General features: G+C 73.2%; 17 protein-coding genes. 7 read left to right on the top strand and 10 right to left on the bottom strand.

The genetic code is table 11. The annotated features are described in order from the left end of the window. Positions 1-5: 5 nt before the first annotated feature. Both AC6H2I_RS19050 and AC6H2I_RS19045 read right to left on the bottom strand, forming a co-directional pair. Complete coding sequence (locus tag AC6H2I_RS19050; RefSeq protein ID WP_497502271.1) at positions 6-1,217, bottom strand: GGDEF domain-containing protein; 1,212 nt, start codon at positions 1,215-1,217, stop codon at positions 6-8. A 110-nt stretch (positions 1,218-1,327) separates the two neighbouring features. Further along, positions 1,328-1,954: a MarC family protein gene (locus AC6H2I_RS19045; RefSeq protein ID WP_497502270.1), complete on the bottom strand. Its 627-nt coding sequence runs from the start codon at positions 1,952-1,954 to the stop codon at positions 1,328-1,330. A gap of 194 nt (positions 1,955-2,148) precedes the next feature. On the opposite strand from AC6H2I_RS19045, the gene AC6H2I_RS19040 reads away from it, so the two are divergent. Together AC6H2I_RS19040 and pepN are read left to right on the top strand one after the other, a co-directional pair. Further along, the gene (locus AC6H2I_RS19040; protein WP_497502269.1) at positions 2,149-2,469 is read left to right on the top strand and encodes a hypothetical protein; all 321 of its coding nucleotides are present in this window, start codon (positions 2,149-2,151) and stop codon (positions 2,467-2,469) included. Positions 2,470-2,600: 131 nt separating this feature from the next. Continuing rightward, positions 2,601-5,273: an aminopeptidase N gene (gene pepN, locus AC6H2I_RS19035; RefSeq protein WP_497502267.1), complete on the top strand. Its 2,673-nt coding sequence runs from the start codon at positions 2,601-2,603 to the stop codon at positions 5,271-5,273. 88 nt (positions 5,274-5,361) lie between these two features. On the opposite strand, the gene AC6H2I_RS19030 is transcribed toward pepN, so the two are convergent. Together AC6H2I_RS19030 and AC6H2I_RS19025 are read right to left on the bottom strand one after the other, a co-directional pair. Continuing rightward, entirely contained in the window at positions 5,362-5,769 is a 408-nt protein-coding gene (locus tag AC6H2I_RS19030; protein WP_497502266.1) for a c-type cytochrome, read from the bottom strand. 178 nt (positions 5,770-5,947) lie between these two features. Beyond that, a complete protein-coding gene (locus tag AC6H2I_RS19025; RefSeq protein ID WP_497502265.1) occupies positions 5,948-6,586 on the bottom strand; it encodes an SRPBCC family protein in 639 nt (212 codons plus the stop codon). A 634-nt stretch (positions 6,587-7,220) separates the two neighbouring features. On the opposite strand from AC6H2I_RS19025, the gene amt reads away from it, so the two are divergent. Both amt and AC6H2I_RS19015 read left to right on the top strand, forming a co-directional pair. Continuing rightward, positions 7,221-9,701, top strand: a complete 2,481-nt coding sequence (gene amt, locus AC6H2I_RS19020) for an ammonium transporter (RefSeq protein WP_497502264.1) — start codon at positions 7,221-7,223, stop codon at positions 9,699-9,701. Continuing rightward, complete coding sequence (locus AC6H2I_RS19015) at positions 9,698-10,096, top strand: PilZ domain-containing protein (protein WP_497502263.1); 399 nt, start codon at positions 9,698-9,700, stop codon at positions 10,094-10,096. The genes amt and AC6H2I_RS19015 overlap by 4 nt, the downstream gene beginning before the upstream one ends. Positions 10,097-10,101: 5 nt before the next feature. Here the strand turns inward: AC6H2I_RS19015 and AC6H2I_RS19010 are convergent, their stop codons facing one another. Further along, positions 10,102-10,554, bottom strand: a complete 453-nt coding sequence (locus AC6H2I_RS19010) for a hypothetical protein (RefSeq protein ID WP_497502262.1) — start codon at positions 10,552-10,554, stop codon at positions 10,102-10,104. 29 nt (positions 10,555-10,583) lie between these two features. Further along, positions 10,584-11,555: a chorismate mutase gene (locus tag AC6H2I_RS19005; protein WP_497502261.1), complete on the bottom strand. Its 972-nt coding sequence runs from the start codon at positions 11,553-11,555 to the stop codon at positions 10,584-10,586. A gap of 165 nt (positions 11,556-11,720) precedes the next feature. Between AC6H2I_RS19005 and folK the strand changes: the two genes are divergently transcribed. Next, entirely contained in the window at positions 11,721-12,218 is a 498-nt protein-coding gene (gene folK, locus AC6H2I_RS19000; RefSeq protein WP_497502260.1) for a 2-amino-4-hydroxy-6-hydroxymethyldihydropteridine diphosphokinase, read from the top strand. Here the strand turns inward: folK and AC6H2I_RS18995 are convergent. Together AC6H2I_RS18995 and AC6H2I_RS18990 are read right to left on the bottom strand one after the other, a co-directional pair. Then, positions 12,212-12,505 (bottom strand): hypothetical protein, encoded by a 294-nt coding sequence (locus tag AC6H2I_RS18995; RefSeq protein WP_497502259.1) that lies wholly within the window; start codon positions 12,503-12,505, stop codon positions 12,212-12,214. The two genes, folK and AC6H2I_RS18995, sit on opposite strands and share 7 nt — an antisense overlap. Further along, a complete protein-coding gene (locus AC6H2I_RS18990; RefSeq protein WP_497502258.1) occupies positions 12,502-12,708 on the bottom strand; it encodes a hypothetical protein in 207 nt (68 codons plus the stop codon). The genes AC6H2I_RS18995 and AC6H2I_RS18990 overlap by 4 nt, the downstream gene beginning before the upstream one ends. 259 nt (positions 12,709-12,967) lie before the next feature. Between AC6H2I_RS18990 and AC6H2I_RS18985 the strand changes: the two genes are divergently transcribed. Continuing rightward, the gene (locus AC6H2I_RS18985; RefSeq protein ID WP_497502257.1) at positions 12,968-13,441 is read left to right on the top strand and encodes a hypothetical protein; all 474 of its coding nucleotides are present in this window, start codon (positions 12,968-12,970) and stop codon (positions 13,439-13,441) included. Between the two features lie 104 nt (positions 13,442-13,545). Then, the gene (locus tag AC6H2I_RS18980) at positions 13,546-13,716 is read left to right on the top strand and encodes a hypothetical protein (protein WP_497502256.1); all 171 of its coding nucleotides are present in this window, start codon (positions 13,546-13,548) and stop codon (positions 13,714-13,716) included. 142 nt (positions 13,717-13,858) lie between these two features. Here the strand turns inward: AC6H2I_RS18980 and AC6H2I_RS18975 are convergent, their stop codons facing one another. Both AC6H2I_RS18975 and AC6H2I_RS18970 read right to left on the bottom strand, forming a co-directional pair. Beyond that, on the bottom strand, positions 13,859-14,062 hold the full coding sequence (locus AC6H2I_RS18975; protein ID WP_497502255.1) for a heavy-metal-associated domain-containing protein: 204 nt from the start codon (positions 14,060-14,062) through the stop codon (positions 13,859-13,861). 45 nt (positions 14,063-14,107) lie between these two features. Continuing rightward, a partial coding sequence (locus tag AC6H2I_RS18970; RefSeq protein ID WP_497502254.1) for a divergent polysaccharide deacetylase family protein occupies positions 14,108-15,144 on the bottom strand: 1,037 nt, incomplete at its 5' end.

The following is a 15,144-nucleotide window of genomic DNA, read 5'->3' as shown; positions in this document are numbered from 1 at the left end:
GCCGGCTACACCGTCTCCCGCGCCGCCAGCGGCGGCGCCAGATGGACGCGGTCGCGGCCGGCCGCCTTGGCGCGGTACATCGCCTCGTCGGCGCGCCGCAGGACGGCCGCGAACGCCGCGTCGCCACCGGCGAGGGCCGCAACGCCGACGCTGACCGTCAGGCGCAGCGGCGGGCTCACCTCCACCTCCAGGGCGGCGATCGCCGCGCGCAGCCGCTCGGCGACCGCCGCCGCCTCGTCGGCCCCGGCGCGCGGCAACAGCACCACGAACTCCTCGCCGCCCAGACGCGCCAGCAGGTCGATGGCGCGCAGCTCGGTCCGGATGGTGTCCGCCACCGCCTCCAGCGCCAGGTCGCCCACCGCATGGCCCCAGCCGTCGTTGACCCGCTTGAAGTGGTCGACGTCGACCACGAGCACGGACAGCGGCCGGGCGGAGCGGCGGGAGCGGCCCACCTCCTCCTCCGCCCGTGCGAACAGGTGGCGGCGGTTGGCCACGCCGGTGAGGGGGTCGACGAGGGTCAGCCGCCGCAGCTCGTCGTTGAACGCGTCGTTGTACATCAAGATGAAGTTCAGCGTCGCCACCGTGGTCCCGAAATAGATCCCCAGGAAGAACAGCGCCTCCACCGGCCCGGGATCGATCACCAGCGGGTGCGGACCGGCGACGAACAGGGCGTCGGCGATGCGCACGGCGATGATCGCCATCATCGCCAGAAGGATGCCCCCGGCCAGCCGGTGGGACCGCCCCGGGCCGTGGTAGCGCACCAGCAACTCGTACGCGAGCGGCCCGCAGACGGCGAGTCCCAGCGCCCCCGTGGTGACCCGCAACGCCTGCAGGTTCGGCACCGCGATGGTGAACAGGGCGGACCCCGCCGCCATCGCCGCCGCCAGGGCGACCACGACGCCGAAGCCCGGCGAGCGCCCTTGCAGGATGCGCACGGCGGAGAGGTTCATGGCGAACCCGGCGATGGTGAGCGCGTTCCCGAGCACCGCCGACAGGCCAAGGTGCAGGTCGGACCGCAAGGCGATCAGCGCGAAGCCGGCGGCGGAGAGAAGCTTGCCGACGCCGAACGCCAGCATCGACCGCGACGTCGGCGCCGGATAGGTGCGCGCGGAGAACAGCACCGCGACCGCGATGGCCAGCAGGTTGACCGCGATCACCACGCACAGGGCACGCGGATCGATCGACAGGGCGAACAGCGATGCCGTGCTCTCGGTCATCCGTCGATCATCGGTGGGTCGCGGCCATCGCCATGGAAACCGTTCGAGACAAAACCAGTCGACCCACCCTAGGACAGCAATCGAGCGCTGCAAAGCGCCGCCACCGAGCGTCACCCCGGAGGATAGATCGTGGTGATGCCGGACAGGACGGTCTGGGTGGCCAGCGCCGCCAGGACGATGCCGAGGATGCGACTCACGGTGTGGATCACGGTGCGGCCGAGCAGGCGGCCCACCGTGTCGGCCACGCTGAGCACCGCCGCCACCGCGGCGATGACCAGGGCGGCGGCCCCCAGCACCATCGCCTGCCCCCCGGCGTCGGCGCCGTAGCGGTCCATCAGGAGCATGATGGAGGTGATCGCCCCCGGGCCGGCGATCAACGGGATGGCCAGGGGGAACACCGCGAGGTCGTGGGCCTCCTCGTCGGTGCGGGCCTCGCCCGCCGCCCGCTCCTTGCGGTCGGTGCGCCGCTCGAACAGCATCTCGAAGGCGATCCAGAACAGCAGCGCGCCGCCGGCGATGCGGAAGGCCGCCATATCGATGCCCAGCGTGTCCAGGACGGAGCGCCCGAGATAGGCGAAGAAGACCACGATGGCCAGGCTGATGGCCGTCCCCCGCAGGGCGATCGTGCGCTTGCGCCGGGCGTCGAATCCCTGGGTCAGGCCAAGGAAGATCGGCACCAGCCCGACCGGGTCGATGACCACGAAGAACACCACCAGCGCTCCGAACAGCGTATCCACGGAACCACCCCCCTGCCGACGTGTTCAGCGCAGGTGAGCCCCGGCCGCGGCCGCGGTCAATGCGAAAACGGAGCACCCCGCTGCCGGCCCTTGCCAGCCCGCGCGGTGGCCCCACCTGACGTGACGGGGATACGGGCGCCCCCGCACCCGGAGCGGGCGGGGACGCCCCGGAGATTGCAAGGGAGGATCCAGCCATGAGCTTGGACATCGAGCGCCCCCAGACCAGCCCCCTCGAAGCCGTGGTCGCCCGCGAGCATTGGGACCCCATCGCGCGGTCCGCGGCGTTGCAGGCGGGCGTCCTGGCCATCATCGGCATGCTCATGGGCATGCCGGCCTATGGCGCCCTGACGCTGGTCCATGTCCTCACCCTGTTCGCCGCGATCTTCGCCAACATCATGGCCCTGCGCCTGGTCGAGGAGGGCAAGGAGGAGGACGCGGTGCGCGTCGCCCGCCGCTCGGTCGGCGCGCTGGCGGTGTCCACCGTCAGCCTGGGCGTGCTGACGTTGATGGCGTGACGCCAGTCCGGGTGGCGGGGGGAACGGGCGGGCAGAACGGGCGGCGGATCGGGGCAGACGGCGGGTTGAACGGCGACGGCAGGGACACACCTATCCAGAACACCCTGTGACCCCACCCAGAGACGCCGCCCATGGACAAAGGCACGCCCAAGGCCATCCTCCTTCAGGACTATCGGCCGCCCGCCCACCTCGTCGACACCGTCGACCTGCACTTCGACCTGCGCGAGACGGTCACCACCGTCCACGCGGTGATGACGGTGCGGCGCAACCCGGCCGCCGCGGAGGCCGAGGACGCGACGGTCCACCCGCCGCTGGTCCTCGACGGGCAGCGCCTGGAACTGGTGTCCGTGGCGCTCAACGGCACGCCGCTGACCGCGGACTGCTACAGCGTCGACGCCGAGCGGCTGACGGTGCCGCGGGTGCCCGCCGCCTTCAGGCTGGAGACGGTGGTCCGCATCAAGCCCCACGAGAACACCGCGTTGGAGGGGCTCTACACCTCGTCGGGCAATTTCTGCACCCAGTGCGAGGCCGAGGGGTTCCGCAAGATCACCTATTTCCCCGATCGTCCCGACGTGATGGCGCGCTACACCACCCGCATCGAGGCGGACAAGGCGCGCCATCCGGTGCTGCTGTCGAACGGCAACCTCGTCGAATCCGGCGACGCCCCCGGCGGGCGGCATTGGACCCGCTGGGAGGACCCGTTCCCCAAGCCCTGCTATCTGTTCGCCCTGGTGGCCGGCGACCTGCGCACGGTGGAGGACCGCTTCCGCACCGCGTCGGGCCGCGAGGTCGCCCTGCGCATCCACGTCGAGCCCGGCAACGAGGACAAGGTGGGCCACGCCATGGCCTCGCTGAAGAAGTCCATGGCGTGGGACGAGGAGGTGTTCGGGCTCGAGTACGACCTGGACGTCTTCAACATCGTCGCCGTCGGCGACTTCAACATGGGGGCGATGGAAAACAAATCGCTGAACGTCTTCAACACGAAATTCGTTCTGGCGAAGCCGGAAACCGCCACCGACCAGGATTTCCTCAACATCGAGGCGGTGGTGGCGCACGAGTATTTCCACAACTGGACGGGAAACCGGGTCACCTGCCGCGACTGGTTCCAGCTGTCGCTGAAGGAAGGGCTGACGGTGTTCCGGGACCAGGAGTTCAGCGCCGACATGAACTCCCGCCCGGTCAAGCGCATCGCCGAGGTGCAGCGCCTGCGCACCGTCCAGTTCCCGGAGGACGCCAGCGCCATGGCCCACCCGGTGCGGCCCGACTCCTACGTGGAGATCAACAACTTCTACACCCCCACCGTGTACGACAAGGGGGCCGAGGTCATCCGCATGATGCACACCCTCCTGGGCGGGGAGGGATTCCGCAAGGGCATGGACCTCTATTTCCAGCGCCATGACGGACAGGCGGTGACCTGCGACGATTTCGCCGCCGCCATGGCCGACGCCAGCGGGGTCGATCTCGACCACTTCAAGCTCTGGTACCGCCAGGCCGGCACGCCGGAACTCACCGTCCTCGGCCACCACGACGCGGCGGCGCGCACCTACCGCCTGACCGTGCGCCAGGCCGTGCCGCCCACCCCCGGGCAGCCGGACAAGCGGCCGATGCACATCCCGCTGGCCATGGGCCTGCTGGGACCGGACGGCCGCGACCTGCCGCTGCGCCTGGCCGGCGAGGACCGCCCCGCCGGGACGTCGCGGGTTCTCGAGCTGACGCGGGCCGAGGAGGTGTTCGAGTTCCAGGACGTCCCGGCCCGCCCGGTGCCCTCGCTGCTGCGCGGCTTCTCGGCGCCGGTGCGCCTGCGCAGCGACGTCTCCGACGCCGACCTCGCCTTCCTCATGGCCAACGACAGCGACGCCTTCAACCGATGGGAAGCCGGCCAGACGCTGGGCACGCGCGTCCTTCTCGCCCTGGTCGCCGAGCGCGCCGCCGGCCGCCCGGCCGCGCTTCCCGACGCCTATCTCGCCGCCTTCACCGCCCTGCTGGACACCGCCGCGGCCGACCCGGCCTTTGCCGCCCAGGCGCTGGTGCTGCCCGGGGAAGCCTACCTCGCCACCCAAATGGAGGTGGTGGACCCCGTGGCGATCCATGAGGTCCGGGAGGCGGCGCGGCGCACCCTCGCCCGGGCGCTGCGGCCGCGCTGGCTCGCGGTCCACCGCGGCAACGGGGGCAACCACCCCTTCTCCGTGGATGCCGCGGCGATCGGCCGGCGCGCCCTCAAGAACCTCGGTCTGGCCTATCTGATGGCCGAGCCGGACGACGAGGCGCTGGGCCTGTGCCTCGGCCAGTTCCATGGCGGCCACGCGATGACCGACGTGATCGCCGCCCTGCAGTGCCTGGCCGACACCACCGCCGCCGAGCGCGACGAGGCGGTGTCCGGGTTCTACGAGCGCTGGAAGGGCGAGCCGCTGGTGGTCGACAAGTGGTTCATGGTGCAGGCCACCTCGAAGCGTCCCGAGGCGCTGGCCGACGTGACCCGGCTGCTGTCCCACCCCGCGTTCGAGATCCGCAACCCCAACAAGGCCTACGCCCTGATCGGCGCCTTCGCCGGCGGCAATCCCGTTCGCTTCCACGACGCGTCGGGTGCCGGCTACGCGTTTCTGGCCGACCAGGTGCTGCGCCTCGACGCCCTCAACCCGCAGGTCGCGGCGCGCCTGATGGGGCCGTTCTCGCGCCTGCGGCGCTTCGACGCTGCCCGCCAGGAGCTGATGCTGAGCGAACTGCGGCGGATCGTCGCGCAGCCCGGGCTGTCGCCCGACGTCTACGAGGTGGCCAGCAAGAGCCTGGGCACGTCGGCGGCCTGAGCCCCCGGCCGGGGGGTGAGAACGCAACCGGCCGGAGGGTCGCCCCTCCGGCCGGCCGCCATGGCGCTGCGGCGAAAGGCCGCAGCGCTCACTTGCTCTGCTCTTCCAGGTAGGCGATCAGATCGGCGGCCGCGGCGTCCGGGTCGCCCTTCCACTTCGGCGACTTCTCCAGGCCGGCGTAGGCCATGGTGCCGCCGGGAACGATCTGCTTGGGCGCCTTCAGGTAGGCCGTCAGGTTCTCCGGCGTCCAGGTGTAGCCGGCCTCGGCCTTCTCCTTCATCGGCTTGGAATAGCGGAAGCCGTCGATGGCCCCGGCCGCACGGCCGACGACGCCGTGGAGGCTCGGCCCGACCTTGTTCTTTCCCGCCTCGACGGTGTGGCAGGCCATGCAGTCCTTGAAGACGTCCTTGCCCTTGGCGGCGTCGCCGGCGGCCAGGGCGCCGGTCGACGCCAGGCCGAGAGCGACGGTTGCGGCGAGGAGCAGCTTCTTGTTCATGGGTCGGTTTCCCCTTGCTGGTGGCGCCGGTTGGGGCCGGCACGGTGGTATGGCGGTGGCCAGATGGAGGTCCCGGCCGACGGCGTCACGCCCCGGCCGGCCGCCAACGGGTGCGCCGGCAGGATACACATATTGGTCTAAAGGCCAACCCCGGCGAGGGGCGCCCGGTGGCTCCGCATCAGGCGAAACTCCACAGGAACAGCAACAGCGCGGCCGCCGTCGCCACGGCGGCCCAGGGCAGGTAGAAGCCCCCCGCCCCCCGCCCGGCGGGCACCGGCACGGGCAGTTCGGGCGGCGGGGCGACGGCGCCGGAAGCCAAGCCTGGCGCGGGCTGCGGCGAATTGTCCGGGGGCGCCGCCGGAGCCGCCGCCGGCGTGCCGCCCCCGACCACCTCGGCGAAGCGCGCGAAGAAGTCATCGGCCAGTTTGCGGGCCGTCCCCTGGATGAGGCGGGAGCCGACCTGCGCCAATTTGCCGCCCACCTTGGCGTCGGCCGTGTAGGTCAGGATCGTGCCCCCGTCCTCCTCCTCCAGCCGCACGGCGGCGCTGCCCTTGGCGAAGCCGGCGGCGCCGCCGGACCCCTCGCCGGTGATCGTGCAGCCCTGCGGGGGGGCGAGGTCGCCCAGCGTCACCTTGCCGGCGAAGCGGGCGCTGACCGGTCCCACCTTGGCCTGCACCCGTGCGGCGAACTCGGTGTCCGAGGTCTTCTGCACCTCCTCGCAGCCCGGGATGCACTGGCGCAGCACCTCCGGGTCGTTCAGCGCCTCCCACACCCGAAGGCGCGGTGCTTCGATGCGGTAGCGGCCGGACATCTCCATCGACCCATTCCTCCCTTTGCGGTTCTCGTTGCGCGGGCGCGAGCGCGACCGTAGCGCGCCGGCGGCACCGGGGAAATAGAACGAACGACCGGCCCGCCAACCGCCGTCCCCCGGCCGCCCCGGGCCGGGCGCCCCCCGGGCCGGGCGCCGGAGTCGCGGCCGACGCACCGGCGACCGCGGGACGGCGCGCGTCCGGCCGGGCCCGGAGGACGGGCTCACCGGCCTGACCGCCGCCCCGCTCCGCCCGTTTTTTAGGCAGATGGCCGAGCGGCCGGCGAGGCCGCCCCTCCCGTGGGCACGCCGGACTCGCGGCGATGCGGCCTGGCGCGCCCGCCTCGCGGGCGCTGAAGAGCTGATAATCTATGCAAACGCACAACACGTCACCAATACTCACGCCGCGAATGCCCCAGCGGAACGCACAGGGATTGCGTTGACCACCTCTCATTGCATATGTTACAGGCCAATGAAAATAATCTTTCTTTGCATTTGTTTCGCACGATCTGCAACACGAAGAGGCGGGGCAGTGACGATGAACGACGGCTTGTCGCCGTGGTGGCGCACTGGCAGGACCATGGGTCGGGCCAATGACAGCCTTTCCGTGGCGCGGCGGGTCGCCGCTGCGCCGGAGACGCTCGTGGTCGCCCGAGGGACGGCCGGGCTGGCGGCGGGCGTGATGGTGGCTGTGATGATGGCGACCGGGCCGGCGGCGGCGCAGACCGCCGAGGTTCTGGCGCGTCTGGAGGCCGTCGAGAAGATCCAGGCCAACCTCAACTTCGTCTGGGTGATGGCGGCGGCGGCGCTGGTCATGTTCATGCAGGTGGGCTTCCTGCTGCTGGAAGCCGGGCTGGTCCGCTCCAAGAACTCCATCAACGTGGCCCAGAAGAACCTCGTCGACTTCGTCCTGGCCGTGTCGATCTTCGGGGCGATCGGTTTCGCCGTGATGTTCGGCACGTCCTGGGGCGGCTGGATCGGCTGGAACACCGACATGCTGGCCTTCAACCACGCCAACGACTGGGACTACGCCTTCTTCGTCTTCCAGCTCGTGTTCTGCGGCACGGCGGCGACCATCGTCTCCGGCGCGGTGGCGGAGCGCATGCGGTTCAACAGCTATCTCTTCGCCACCATGTTCGTGTCCGGGGTGGTCTACCCGGTGTTCGGGCACTGGGCGTGGGGCAACCTGCTCGACACGGGCAACACCACCTGGCTGAGCGGCCAGGGCTTCGTCGACTTCGCCGGCTCGACCGTCGTGCACTCGGTCGGCGGCTGGGTCGCGCTGGCCGCGGTGATCGTGCTGGGACCGCGGATCGGCCGGTTCGACGCCGACGGCCGCCCCACGCCGATCCAGGGCCACAGCCCGGTCCTGGCCACCTCGGGCGCGCTTATCCTGTGGGTCGGCTGGATCGGCTTCAACGGCGGCTCGACCCTGGCCGGCACGCCCCAGTTCGCCCACATCGTCTTCAACACCATCGTCGCCGGCGCGGTCGGCGGCCTCTTCAGCATGATTCTCGGCCGCGTGCTCGACCGGCTGTGGCGGGTCGACCGGGTGATCAACGGCGTGCTCGGCGGGCTGGTCGCCATCACCGCCGGCTGCGACGCGGTGAGCACGGTGGGGGCGCTGTTCATCGGCGCCTCGGCGGGCATCGTCGTGCTGGTCGCCGGTGAGGTGCTGGAACGGGCCTTCAAGCTCGACGATGCGGTGGGCGCGGTGGCGGTGCACGGCGTGTGCGGCGCCTGGGGCACGTTGCTGGTCGCCTTCTTCGCCACGCCGGACAAGCTCCCGGCGGGTGGCGTGCTGGACCAGTTCCTGGTCCAGGCGCAGGGCGTGGCGACGGCCTTCGTCTGGGCGTTCGGGATCTCCCTGGCGTTCTTCAAGCTGCTCGACACCGGTCTGAACGGCGGCATGCGGGTGTCCCGGGAGCATGAACTGCTCGGCCTCAACGAGGCGGAGCACGGCGCCACCCTGGGCACCGGGGGCCTGCTGGCGAATCTGCTGGCCCTGTCGCGCGGTGGCGCCGACCTCAAGGTCCGCCTGGACGAGGGGTCCGGCGACGAGGCGTCGGAGCTGGCCTTCGCCTACAACCGCCTGATCGACAACATCGAGCAGGTCGTCGGCGGGGTCGCCGACAGCGCCCGCGACCTCTCGGTCGCCGCCGGCGCCCTGTCGGCCCTGTCGTCGGAGCTGGCGGTGCAGGCCCGCGACACCACCGCCAAGGCGGCCATGGTGGCCACCAAGTCCGGCACCGTGCGCGACGGCATCGACCGCATGGCCGGGGTGGTCCGCTCCGTCGACGACCACGCCGCCGCCATCGACCGGGCCGCCGCCAGCATGGCCGACCACATCGGCCAGGCGACCGCCGACGCCGGGCGGGTCACCGCCCGGATCGCCGCCATCGAGGAGAGCATGGCCGCCGCCCGCCGGGTGGTGGAGAGCGCCATGACCCATGCCGGCAGGGCCAGCGCCACGGTGGACGACCTCGGCCGGGCCGCCGGGGCGATCGGCGACGTGCTGTCGCTGATCCGCGAGATCGCCGAGCAGACCAATCTCCTGGCGCTCAACGCGACCATCGAGGCGGCGCGGGCCGGCGAGGCCGGCAAGGGTTTCGCCGTCGTCGCCTCGCAGGTGAAGACGCTGGCCGGCCAGACCGGCAGCGCCGTGGCGGACATCGAGCGCAAGATCTCCGCCATCCAGTCCGGGGCCGACGACGCCGTGGCGGTGATCCGCGCCATCACCGGGGTGGTCGAGACGCTCAACGGCTCGGTCCACGCGGTCTCCGCCGCCGTCGGCGAGCAGGCCGACGCGGCGCAGAAGATCGCCGCGAGCATGGGCCACGCCAACGGCGAGGCGGCCGATGTGGCCGGCTCCATCGGCGACGTCGCGACGGCGGCCCGCGACGCCCGCGACGCCATCGACACGGCGGTGCAGGAGAGCCGTCAGGTCGCCAGGGAAACCGTCACCATGCGCAGCGCCGCGGAGGCCACCGACACCCGCGCCGGGCAGCTCGCCGCCACCGCGGCGACCATCGGCGAGATCGCGCAACGCCTGCGCGGCCTGGTCGGCGCCATCGCCGCCGACGATCCGCCGCCGCCGCGCACCCTGTCGCTGGCCGCCCAATGACCGTCGGCCTCGACGGCCCGCCCGACACGGCCCCCGCCCCGTCGCTGCTGCGCCGGCTGCTCGACCGTCGGCGCGAGCGCCGGCACGACCGCCGGGTCGATGGGGCCGGCGCCTGGCTGGTCTACCGCGGGCACCGCCTGCCACTGGTCGACCTGTCCCTGGGCGGCCTGCGGGTGCGGCACGCGCCCGCCGCGCTGGTCCATCCGGGAGAGCGCATCGCCTTCGCCCTCGACCTGCCGATGACCATGCACAGCCTGACGGTGCACGGGCACGGCGAGGTGCTGCGGGTGTCCTCCGACGGCTTCGCCCTGCGCTACGTCGGGCTCGACCACCGGCTGATGCGGGCGCTGCACTACGTCATCGACGGCCGCGCCCCCCGCCCCCGCCCCCGCTGAGATCCTCAGGGCGCCGCCGGCACGCAGTTGCGCACGATCGGGGCGCAGTCGGCGAGACGCCCGCCGGCGGGGAACGTCACCCGCTGCACCACGTCGCCGTCCAGCACGACGGTCGCCTCGCAGGCGCTGGAGGTGACCGTGCTGGTGCCGCCGCCGAACAGCGGGAAGCCGAAGCCGATGCCCAGCCCCACGCCGCCGCTGCCGCCGGCCACGCCGACGCTGGTGGAGGGCCCGCCCTGGGCGTAGCCGCTGCGCGCCACGTAGGTGTAGAACTCGCGCCCCGCCGCCGCCGCCTGGCGTTCCGGCACGCCGGCGCACGAGAGCAGCTGCGCCTTCGGCATGCCGACCATCGTCGTCTGCGCGCGCTGCACCAGGGCGGCCTCGTCGGCGCCCGTGGCGCAGCCGGCCAGCGCCGACAGGGCGGCGAGCAGCGCCGCCCCACGCGTCACCATGTTCATGGACTGACCTCCCGAGCAGGACAACCGGTTCATGGGAAACCCGGCGCGACCGCGCCGGTTCCGCCGAGCGGCGCGGCGTAGGTGCCGACCACCGACACCGCGCGCAGCGCGCTCCCCGCCACACGCGCGGACGGCGGGGCGGGAGGCGGGGTGGCGGGTGGCGGGGTGGCGGATGGCGGCGTGGCGGACGCCTCCACCAGGAACGCGGCCGGCCCGCCGGTGCCACCGGTCCGGGCGAGGACGGCGGGGGCGCGCCAGCCCCGCTCCGACAGCGCCGCCAGCACCGCCGCCGCCGCCCCGTCCGCCTCGACCACCAGCAGCGTGCGGTCGTCGCCCGAGGGATCGGCGTCGAAGGGCGCGAGGACGAAGCCGGCGACCGTGGCATGGCCCGGCGCCGGCGGCACGAAGGGGAGCCGAGCGACCACCCGCAACGGCCCGTCGGGAAGGGAACGCCACCACGCCTCGGGCGCGCCGCCGCCGGACGCCCCGGATCGGGAGGTCGCGTCGAGGGGCAGCACGCCGACCGCGGCCGTTCCCTGCGCCACCGCGTCGCTGAGGGCACGGGCCGAGTCCTGCGCGGCCAGGGCGGTGCCGGTGCCGAAATAGCCGGTGGCGAGAGCGTAGCCGTCGCCCCCGGTGTGGGCGACGGTGAACGGCGCCTGCAGGGCCACCGAGGCGGCGATGATCTCCTGCCAGACGCGCCACGCCGCGACGGCCGGCAGCGGCCCGTCGGCGGCGGCGCCGAGCCGGCGCATCAGCGCGGCCTGGCGCCCGGGCCGGAACACCGGCCCCTGCCCGCCCCGCTTGGCCGCCGCGACCTCCAGGCTGATGCCGGCGCGCCGGTTCAACAGCGCCAGCAGCTCACGGTCGATGGCGTCGATGTCCTTGCGGATCTCCGACAGCGACCGCGCGTCCGCCGCCCGCGCCGGGGCGGCCGGCACCGGCGCCGCCAGCGTCAGGGCGGCGGCCGTCGCGGCGATCAGGCGGAACGGGAACGTCATGGCACCCCGCGGGGCATGGCGGTGGCGGTCGGCCCACCATACCACCGCCGGCGCACCGGGGCAGCCCGTTTCGCCGCCGGCCCGGGTTGACGGGGACGCTCCGCCGCCGTAGGGGTGGGGACGAGCGCCGCCGCGACGCTCTTGCCCACGCCCGGAGAGATTCTCATGACCGCCACCGTGCACCTCGCCCTGGGGAGCAATCTGGGCGACCGACTCGGCCACCTCCAGGCGGCCATCACACGCCTGGAGGAGGGCGGCCTGCGGGTCACCGCCCGCTCGCCCGTCTACGAGACCGCGCCGATGTACGTCACCGACCAGCCGGCCTTCCTCAACATGGCGCTGACCGGCGAGACGGCGCTCGCGCCGCACGCCCTGCTGGCCCTGGCCAAACGCATCGAGGCGGCGCTCGGCCGGCGCGGCGGCGGGCCTCGCTTCGGGCCGCGGGAGGTCGACGTCGACCTGCTGCTGTGCGGCGACCGGGTGGTCGACAGCGCCGACCTGGTGGTGCCGCACCCCCGCATGGCCGAGCGGGCCTTCGTGCTGCGGCCCCTGGCCGACATCGCCGCCACCGTGCGCCACCCGGTGCTGGACCGCACCATCGCCGACCTGCTGGCGCAGGCCCCCGGGGCCGACACCGTGGTGCCGTTCGCCGCCGCTCAGTAGAAGCGCCAGCGTCCGGTCAGGGCGCGGTGCCGCCGCAGCAGGCGGGAGTAGGCGGCGAGCGCCGTGGCGAACAGCAGGGCACCGAAGATGTCGTAGCCGGAGCCGGCCGCCAGCGCCATGACCAGCGCCGTCACCGGCACCGACCACGCGACCGTGCGGATGTTCTTGACGAGCTGGCGGGCCTGGCGCTCGCGCACCGCCTCGGCGATGAGCCGGGCGTCGCCATCCTCGGCGGCGGGGCCGGCAGGGCCGGGGGTGCCGGACATGCCGAGAACCGGGGCGGTCATTCGCACCACCGCGCCAGGGTGGCGTCGATCTCGGCGCCGCTGGCGAGGCGGTAGCGTTCGCGGAACGCGGCGGCACGCTGGCACCGCCGCACCCCTTCCCCGTCGACGAAGACGACGTGCCCGGCGGAGGCCTCGGAAACGCGCACCGCGCCCTCGGCGAAATTGTTGCGGGGAGAGTACCAGCGGTGGCGTGCGATCTGCACAACGGCCTCCTCATCCAGGGTTCGCGGACCTCCGTCCGGCGCGGTCATTAACGGAAAGGTCCGGCCTCCGTTCCGGACATTTCCATTCGTTTTTTTGGTATACCAGATCCCGAATGCCCCGTTCAAGTGCTCTTCCGCACCATGGTGGCGGCTGGCATTCGGGAAGCCCCGGCGTATACTGCCGGCCACCCCGCCCCCCCTCGCCCCCCTGCCCCCCTGCCCCTCTGCCCCTCTGCCCCCCTTGCCCGGAGACCCAGACTTGGTCGAGCCAGCCGCCCCCGAGCGCGCCAGCCACGTCGAGGACGGCGCCACCTACACGATCTTCGTGCGCGGCTTCGCCGCGTCCGTCGCTCTGGCCGGGCACGCCGGCGAGCGGCGGCCGGTGGAGATCGACGTGCGGCTCACCGTCGCCCACCCCGGCCCCGGCTTTCCCGACGACATCGCCGCGGTGACCTCCTACGAGGACATCGTTCTCGATCTCCGCGCCCTGTGCGCGGGCGAGGCGGTGGCCGGCGCCGCGGCGCTGGCGGATCGGGCCGCCGCCCTCTGCCTCGCCTGGCCGGCGGTGGAAGCGGCGACGGTGGCGGCCACCGTCGCCGGAACCGGTGCCGGCGCCGGCCGGGCACAGGCGACCCGGCTGCGGGCCCCCGGCGGGCGCCGTGACGAAGAGGCTATGCCTTTCGACCAGGACCGTCCGCTGCGGGCGGACGACGATCACCCAAAGCGTTACTGACAGCGTGCCGGGAGTTGTATTAGTGTCACGGAACACCGTCGCGCGGCGCGAGAGGCTCAGCAAGGGCCCGGTCCGAGGCGACGCCCAGCCGAGGGAGGAAAGGCATGGACCATCCGATGGGCCCCGGAACGGCCCCCAGTCTGTCCGAAATGCTGGACGACCCGATCGTCGTCGCTCTGATGCGCCGGGACGGCATCAGCCGGGAGCATGTGCAGCAGCTGATGGAGCAGGTTCGTCGCAATCTCCGCACCCAGCGCGAGCCGATCGCCGCCTGATGCCGGGGGGCGGACGGCCGCCGCAGCCGCCCGGATGTCTCACCCGGTGACACGGACACCCGTGTGACGCGGCGCACCGCGAACAGGCGTTCGATGGTCCCCCATCGAACGCCTTCGTTGTGAGTCGCACCGGCGTGCGGAATCAGCCCGCCGTGCCGTGGAAATCGAAACCGGCACTTTCCACCGCCTTGCGCACCTCCGCCTCGGAAGCCCCCTGCACGGCGATGGTGCCGGAGGGGAGGTCGACCTCCACCCGTGCGGCGGGCACCAGCTTGACGATGGCGTTGCTGACGGAGCGGGCGCAGCCGCCGCAGGTCATGCCGTCCACCTTGTACTTTTCAGACATGGAACTCTCCTGGTCCGGGGATGGGTCGGGGGAACGCGTGGGGGGTCAGCCGCACGAGCAGCGGGCGCGGACCACGGCGCTGACGGGCACCAGCACGAAGCCGCGCCGTCGCAGCTCCGGCAGCCAGGCGGCCAGCGCCGCCAGCGTCGCGTCATGGGGGTGGCCGATGGCGATGGCGTAGCCGTGGGCGCGGGCCACCGCCTCCGCGCGGGCGAGCTGGGCCTGCACCGCCGCCACCGTCTGCGTGTTGTCGAGGAAGACGTCGCGCTCGGCGAAGGGCAGATCCAGGGACCGGGCGAGGGACGGCCCCGCGGTGTCGGGCGTGGTGCGGCTGTCCAGCCAGAGCAGGCCGCGGCGGTGCAGTTCGGTCAGCACCGGCGCCATGGCCTCGCGGTCGGCGGTGAAGCGGCTGCCCATGTGGTTGTTGACGCCGACATACCCCTCGAAGGCGGCAAGCGCCTCGTCCAGCCGCCGCGCGCGCTCCTCGCCCCGCAGGCCGACCAGCAGCGCCCCGGGGCCGGGATCGGCCTTGACGCTGGGCTCCATCGGCAGGTGCACCATCAGCTCGTGGCCGGCCGCGCGCGCCGCCGCGGTCTGCCGCGGCAGGTCCTGGGCGTAGGGCAGCCAGGCCAGGGTCAGCGGCCCGGGCAGCGCCGCCGTCCGGGCCGACCGCCTGCGGTCCACGCCGAGGTCGTCGATGACGATGGCGATGGCCGGGCGGCCCTGGGCATCCGGCACCGGCACGGCGTGGCGCCGCCACGCGGCCGCGCCGTCCGGGGGAGCCGGTGGCGCGGCCGGCGGCGGCGGCGGCACGGGAAGGGCCGCCATCCCGGCCGCGGCCGTCTCGGCCGGCGGGCGGGGCGGCGGGTGGTCCGGTGGAAGGGCCACCGTCTCGGCCGCCGTCTCGGCCGGCGGAAGGGCCGGCGCGGCGGCGGCGGGCACCGCCACGGCTCGCGGGCTGGCGGGCGGCGGCGGGGCGCTCACCGGCGCCGCGACCACGGTCGACGCCGGCGCCCGGGCCGGGGCGTCGTCCAGCAGGACCGACAGCACCGCCGCGCAGGCGAAGACGCCGGCGACGGCGG

The sequence above is a fragment of the Azospirillum sp. NS33 genome (assembly GCF_059703765.1).
The sequence above is the reverse complement of the archived record's forward strand: the minus strand, read 5'-3'. Positions and strand labels throughout refer to the sequence as shown.

Coding starts and splice junctions, on each gene's coding strand:
- AC6H2I_RS19050 (WP_497502271.1), bottom strand. CDS start 1,217: ATGACCGAGAGCACGGCATCGCTGTTCGCCCTGTCGATCGATCCGCGT.
- AC6H2I_RS19040 (WP_497502269.1), top strand. CDS start 2,149: ATGAGCTTGGACATCGAGCGCCCCCAGACCAGCCCCCTCGAAGCCGTG.
- pepN (WP_497502267.1), top strand. CDS start 2,601: ATGGACAAAGGCACGCCCAAGGCCATCCTCCTTCAGGACTATCGGCCG.
- AC6H2I_RS19030 (WP_497502266.1), bottom strand. CDS start 5,769: ATGAACAAGAAGCTGCTCCTCGCCGCAACCGTCGCTCTCGGCCTGGCG.
- AC6H2I_RS19025 (WP_497502265.1), bottom strand. CDS start 6,586: ATGGAGATGTCCGGCCGCTACCGCATCGAAGCACCGCGCCTTCGGGTG.
- AC6H2I_RS19015 (WP_497502263.1), top strand. CDS start 9,698: ATGACCGTCGGCCTCGACGGCCCGCCCGACACGGCCCCCGCCCCGTCG.
- AC6H2I_RS19010 (WP_497502262.1), bottom strand. CDS start 10,554: ATGAACATGGTGACGCGTGGGGCGGCGCTGCTCGCCGCCCTGTCGGCG.
- AC6H2I_RS19005 (WP_497502261.1), bottom strand. CDS start 11,555: ATGACGTTCCCGTTCCGCCTGATCGCCGCGACGGCCGCCGCCCTGACG.
- folK (WP_497502260.1), top strand. CDS start 11,721: ATGACCGCCACCGTGCACCTCGCCCTGGGGAGCAATCTGGGCGACCGA.
- AC6H2I_RS18995 (WP_497502259.1), bottom strand. CDS start 12,505: ATGACCGCCCCGGTTCTCGGCATGTCCGGCACCCCCGGCCCTGCCGGC.
- AC6H2I_RS18980 (WP_497502256.1), top strand. CDS start 13,546: ATGGACCATCCGATGGGCCCCGGAACGGCCCCCAGTCTGTCCGAAATG.
- AC6H2I_RS18975 (WP_497502255.1), bottom strand. CDS start 14,062: ATGTCTGAAAAGTACAAGGTGGACGGCATGACCTGCGGCGGCTGCGCC.